General features: G+C 62.3%; 3 protein-coding genes. 1 reads left to right on the top strand and 2 read right to left on the bottom strand.

What is annotated here, in order from left to right:
• Positions 1-432 (top strand): IS3 family transposase (locus HMPREF9463_RS03380; protein ID WP_148334178.1); only part of this gene is annotated, 432 nt, incomplete at its 5' end.
• Positions 433-578: 146 nt separating this feature from the next.
• On the opposite strand, the gene HMPREF9463_RS03375 is transcribed toward HMPREF9463_RS03380, so the two are convergent.
• Positions 579-1,469, bottom strand: a complete 891-nt coding sequence (locus tag HMPREF9463_RS03375) for an ROK family protein (protein ID WP_035137228.1) — start codon at positions 1,467-1,469, stop codon at positions 579-581.
• A 141-nt stretch (positions 1,470-1,610) separates the two neighbouring features.
• A complete protein-coding gene (locus tag HMPREF9463_RS03370) occupies positions 1,611-2,792 on the bottom strand; it encodes a pyridoxal phosphate-dependent aminotransferase (protein ID WP_035137227.1) in 1,182 nt (393 codons plus the stop codon).
• Positions 2,793-3,264 lie beyond the last annotated feature (472 nt).

Raw genomic sequence — 3,264 nt, 5'->3', positions numbered from 1 at the left:
GGCCTACTGGCCCCGGTGCTCGACTTCTGCACGAAGGAGATCGTGGCGAGCGACATATCGACCTCGCCGGACCTCGCCCAGCAGCACAGGATGCTCGACCGGCTCCTCGAGGCCCTGCCCGACGGGGCGGCGCCGACCATGCACTCGGACATGGGCTGGCAGTACCAGCACGAGTCCTACGCCTCCAGGCTGGAGGGGGCGGGCATCACCCAGAGCATGTCGCGCAAGGGGAACTGCATCGACAACGCCGCCACCGAGCAGCTCTTCGGCCACGTGAAGGACGAGTTCTACCGCGGCAGGGAGTGGGGCAGCTTCGGGGACTTCAAGCGCGACCTGGAGGAGTACATAGACCATTGGAACACGCGGCGCAGGCAGGTAAGATTGAAGGGCCTGACGCCGGAGGAGTTCCGGAACCGGGCCCTTGCGGCGTAGTCGCTATTTGTTCAGTCCAAGTTTCGGGGCGCAGTTCATTGTTTGGTCCTAGGCGGCCTTTTTTATTAGAGGGCTTATATAGGGCGTGGTGGCGTCGTTCCGTAGGTCGGATTTGCCGGGCGCGCCACGCCCTGTGGGTGCGTCTGCTACTGAAGCGCCTGTGCGCCCAGGGCCAGGCAGCCCATAATGCCCTGCTTGCCCTCGAGGCTGTTGTTGACGATGTAGTTATCGATGTCGTTGACCTCGGGCGTGACGATATAGCCGTTGAGCATCTCGGCACACTTTTTGCGTGCGAGCGGCACGATGGGGGTGTGGTCGGCCACACCGCCGCCGATGATGATCTTTTGCGGCGCGTAGCACAGCGTGTAGGTCATGAGCGCCTGTGCTAGATAGCCTGCGAGCAGGTCCATGGCCTCTGGGTCATCGGCCATGTCTCCGGCGCTCTTGCCATCCCAGCGCTTTTTAACGCCGGGGCCGGCGATGAGGCCCTCGAGGCAGTTGTCATGGAAGGGGCAAGCGCTATGCTCGCCGATGGTGTCGCGCGGGTCGCGCGTGACCAGGATGTGGCCGGCCTCGGGATGCATCATGCCGTGTACGAGCTTTCCGCCCGAGAGCACGCCGGCGCCCACGCCGGTACCGATGGTCAGGTAGACCACATCGGTAAGGCCCTTGGCACAACCAAACGTGACCTCGCCCAGGCAGGCGACGTTGACGTCGGTATCGTAGCCGCAGGGGATATTGAGCTCGTTTTGGATAGTGCCCAGCAGGTCAAAGTAGCGCCATGCCGTTTTGGGCGTCTCCAGAATCTTGCCGTATTGGGGCGAGGCAGGGTTGACTGCGGTGGGGCCAAAGGCGCCGATGCCCAGCGCGGCGATGCCCTTGTTCGCAAACCATGCGTTAACGGCCTCAACGGTCTCCTGCGGGGTCGTGGTCGCGATCTGCTCGCGCTCCAGGACCGTACCGTCTGCATAGCCCGTGGCGCAGACCATCTTGGTGCCGCCGGCCTCGAGCGCTCCGATAAGCTGCTGTTCTGCCATAGTATTCCTCTCTCTGGGACGAGTTGCTCCGTGACTAAAGTATAGAGCTCTAAACCATTTAAGAAAGCGCTATAAAAAGAAGCCTCGCAACGCGGCGGGCGGTGCGAGGCTTCTTTGGTTGCTTTAGTTGCCGGGCCGTCCTTACCCGCGCGGTTTGATTTTATCACGCAGGGACTTGAGGTTCTCCAGCGCCGCGTTGAGCGTCTCGTCACGCTTGGCAAAGTGGAAACGAATCAGATGGTTGACGGGCTCGCGGAAGAAGCTCGAGCCGGGCACTGCGCCCACGCCCACCTTTGAGGCCAGGTCCTCGCAGAACTCGAGGTCGCTGTCGTAGCCAAACTCAGAGATATCCATCATCACGTAGTAGGCGCCCTGCGGCACGTTATGCTCAAGACCGATGCTGTCGAGTCCCTGGCAGAACAGGTCGCGTTTGGCGGTATAGAGGTCAAGGACCTCATCGTAATAGCTGTCATCGAAGTTGAGGGCGGTAACGACGGCCTCTTGCAGGGGAGCGGCGGCGCCCACGGTGAGGAAGTCGTGGACCTTTTTAATGCGCTCGGTGATCTCGGCAGGGGCGATGGTGTAGCCCAGGCGCCAGCCGGTGATGGAGTACGTCTTGGACAGCGAGCTGCAACTGATGGTTCGTTCGAACATGCCGGGCAGCGTGGCCATATAGACGTGCTCGTGGGGCGCGTAGACGATGTGCTCGTATACCTCGTCGGTGATGCAATAGGCGTCGTACTTTTTGCAGAGGTCGGCGATAAAGGTGAGCTCCTCGCGCGTGAAGACCTTGCCGCAGGGGTTGGAAGGGTTGCACAGGACGATGGCCTTGGGGTCGTTGTCTCGGAAGGCCGCCTCGAGTACCTCACGATCAAAGTCGAATGTGGGCGGGTTGAGCGGCACATAGATGGGCTCGGCACCCGAGAGAATGGTGTCAGCGCCGTAGTTCTCGTAGAACGGCGAGAAGATGACGACCTTGTCGCCGGGGTTCGTAACCGTCATCATGGCGGCCATCATGGCCTCGGTGGAGCCGCAGGTGACTACGATATTCTCGTTGGGATTCACCGGCATGCCCATAAAGTGCTCCTGTTTGGCGGCGAGCGCCTCGCGCATGGCCTGGGAGCCCCAGGTGATGGAGTACTGGTGATAGAGCGGCTTGGGGTCGCTGGCGATGGCGCTGAGGCTGTTGAGCAGCTGCGCCGGGGGATTGAAGTCAGGGAAGCCCTGCGACAGGTTGACGGCGCCATACTTGTTGGAGATGCGCGTCATACGGCGGATGACGGAATCGGTAAACGTTGCCGTGCGGTTGGAGAGTTCTTTCATGCCGGTCCTTTCGAGCATTTGCAGTGGGGCAAGTTTACTCCTATGAAACCGGTGGGATTTGCTCGAAATGGTCTCGAAAAACTCTTTGGTTGATTTTCAATCTCAACGCAACAGCCTGAACGGACCCCGCGTTTCCGCAGCTAGCGCAACGCGGAAATAGCTCCCGGCACCTGGCCATCACTTCGTTTCCGCAGGTGGAGGGGCTGTGGAGTCCGGTGCCCCCATGCCGCCGCCGCATGCTCCGCCAGCCCGCCGCGCAGCCGTTCCGGACTCAGCGCAACGGGCCCTCCGGCCCATGTCCCGGCCCGCCGCCTATCCCGCCAGCGGCCCCTCGCCCCTCGCGGCCCTGGCCCTTTCGATGCAGCCGGGCGTGAGGTCGAGCTCGCCGGGCGCCAGCTCCTCTATCCCGAACGCGTCCATGAGGGCGGAGGCGTCCTCCCCGAGGGCCATCCGCACGCACGCGCGCCGGCGT

It is taken from the genome of Collinsella sp. 4_8_47FAA (assembly GCF_000763055.1).
GTDB lineage: Bacteria > Actinomycetota > Coriobacteriia > Coriobacteriales > Coriobacteriaceae > Collinsella.
This window is presented reverse-complemented; position numbering and strand designations above follow the sequence as displayed.

Coding starts and splice junctions, on each gene's coding strand:
- HMPREF9463_RS03375 (WP_035137228.1), bottom strand. CDS start 1,469: ATGGCAGAACAGCAGCTTATCGGAGCGCTCGAGGCCGGCGGCACCAAG.
- HMPREF9463_RS03370 (WP_035137227.1), bottom strand. CDS start 2,792: ATGAAAGAACTCTCCAACCGCACGGCAACGTTTACCGATTCCGTCATC.